The organism is Hydrocoleum sp. CS-953 (assembly GCF_002260545.1).
GTDB lineage: Bacteria > Cyanobacteriota > Cyanobacteriia > Cyanobacteriales > Microcoleaceae > Trichodesmium.
The window spans coordinates 1-2,127 of sequence record NZ_LGSU01000093.1 but is presented as its reverse complement, the minus strand read 5'-3'; the positions used below and the strand labels follow the sequence as shown (position 1 = coordinate 2,127).

Sequence of the window (2,127 nt, the reverse complement as noted above, 5' to 3'; positions counted from 1 at the left end):
CCCGCCCCCAATGAAACAGCCCTGCTAATGAGTGTGCATTAGGGAATTAGTCTGCGTAGGGGCAGGGGCGGGTTTCACAGTTAAGAAATTCGAGTTTTCACCGATTGTCAAACAAACCTGCCCTCAATGAAACAGCCCTGCCGTCGGACGGGGCGAGTTTATTTCAATAATTAATAATTACCTCTTATTAAAACCGAGAGATAGTAAGGGAGTAAGGAAATCTTTCATTATCCATTATTCATTATTCATTAATTTCAAACCCGCCCCTACTATTGCACGATTTTGGCTGTGTCTCTCCAGTAGATTACTTGACAAGCAAAAACTTGACATGATACTCTATATATAATGGAGAAGGTGCGCTCATATATACTCAAATTAATTTTGCTAAAAACACCATATTTTCCCAGGCAAAGGAAATTCTGAGTAACTCAAAAAAATCATGCAGTCTGGAAAAATCCTGAGAAACCACTACAAAATTATCGACACCCTCGGAAGTGGAGGTTTTGGAGATACCTACTTAGCAGAAGATTTAGATTTACCAGGAAATCCGAAATGTGTCGTTAAGCATCTCAAACCTAGAGGAAGTAAAAGAAGCGATTTACCTTTTCTGCAAAGATTCATCCCTTGGTTGAGCAACATCAAAAGTTCCGACCCAGAACTTTTAGCTATTGCCCAAAAGTTATTTGAGAGAGAAGCACAGACTCTATACAAATTAGGCAAAGACTCAGACCGAATACCAAAATTATTTGCACATTTTCAGGAAGGAAGAGAATTTTACCTAGTACAAGAATATATAGAAGGGCACAATATTAGTAGGGAACTTACGCCGGGGAGAAAATTAAGCGAGTCTGATACTATCGCCTTACTCGCAGGAATATTAGAAGCATTAGCAGTAGCTCATCAAAATAATATTATTCATCGAGACATCAAACCACAAAATTTGATGCGTCGTAAGTCGGATAACAAAATAGTATTGATAGACTTTGGGGCGGTAAAAGAAATAAGTGTATTAACTAAAGGTCAACAACCAGGTACGACTACTTTTAAACCTTCCTTCTTTAATCTCTGTATTTTTTCCGCTCGTTCCTTAACTTTAGCGATCGCCTAATTCAAAGAATCCTGAAAACTTCAACATTACCTAAATCCCAAACAACTGTGAAAGAAGTCAGGGCAAGACAAGGATTTTGCCACAGATGCAGGGATAATAAAATTTGCATTCTGTGAAGCTCCCAGAAAAAAATCAGCGACGAAAGGAATTTGCCCTTGCCAGCAGAAATTTTTTCTGATACAATTTATTTAGTTGGAGTCGTTCGCCCCTACACATGACTTTTTATTCAACTCAGCAAAAATAAGTCACAAGCAAATAAGTCATATCCAAACTTTAAACCTTCCCTCTTTAATCTCTGTATTTTGTTCCGAGCATTCCTTAACTTTAGCGATCGCCTGATTCAAAGAATCCTGAAAACTTCAACATTACCTAAATCCCAAACAACCGTGAAAGAAGTTAGTGTAAGACAAGAATTTTGCCACATATGCACAGATCAGAATATTTGCATTTTGAGTAGCACCCAGAAAAAATCAGGGATGAAAGGAACTTCCCCTTGCCAGCAGAAATTTTTTCTGATACAATTTATTTAGTGGTAGTTGTTCGCAAATACGCATGACTTTTTATTCAATCCAACAAAAACAAGTCACAAGGAGTCAAGAGTAAGAATAAATGGAAATTTAGAGTAGGAAGGAAAACAGAGCGATCGCCACAATTCAAACATTAAAATCATTCTGTGAAGCACCCCAAAGCAGTAGGTAATGAAAATCAAAATCCCATTCTTAGTAGATAAGCGATCGCTCCATTCAATACCAATCAAACCAGTAGAAAATCATTTTGTGAAGCTCCTGAAAAAGTCTGCGCCAAAAAGAAATTCCCCTTGCTTCTGGGAAAAAACAATGATATACTAAACTTTAGTGGGAGTTACTCGCCTATAGACATGATTTTTTATTCAATCAAAGAATTTACAAGGTAGATAGTGAAATAGAATAATTACTTCCTGCTTCAAACAGAGCGATCGCCACAATTCAAACATTAAAATCATTCTGTGAAGCACTCCAAAGCAGTAGGTAATAAAAATC

At 37.3% G+C, this 2,127-nt stretch carries 2 protein-coding genes; one reads left to right on the top strand and one right to left on the bottom strand.

Annotation, left to right across the window (positions count from 1 at the left end; translation table 11 throughout):
* The first annotated feature begins 439 nt into the window (after positions 1 to 439).
* Positions 440 to 1,108, top strand: a complete 669-nt coding sequence (locus AFK68_RS00585; RefSeq protein WP_371357163.1) for a protein kinase — start codon at positions 440 to 442, stop codon at positions 1,106 to 1,108.
* Positions 1,109 to 1,691: 583 nt separating this feature from the next.
* On the opposite strand, the gene AFK68_RS36070 is transcribed toward AFK68_RS00585, so the two are convergent.
* Positions 1,692 to 1,865, bottom strand: coding sequence for a hypothetical protein (locus AFK68_RS36070; RefSeq protein ID WP_168186262.1), 174 nt, complete (start codon positions 1,863 to 1,865; stop codon positions 1,692 to 1,694).
* Between the last annotated feature and the right edge of the window lie 262 nt (positions 1,866 to 2,127).

What these genes read in the sequence shown, in the direction of transcription:
- AFK68_RS00585 (WP_371357163.1), top strand. Translation starts at nt 440, where the DNA reads ATGCAGTCTGGAAAAATCCTGAGAAACCACTACAAAATTATCGACACC.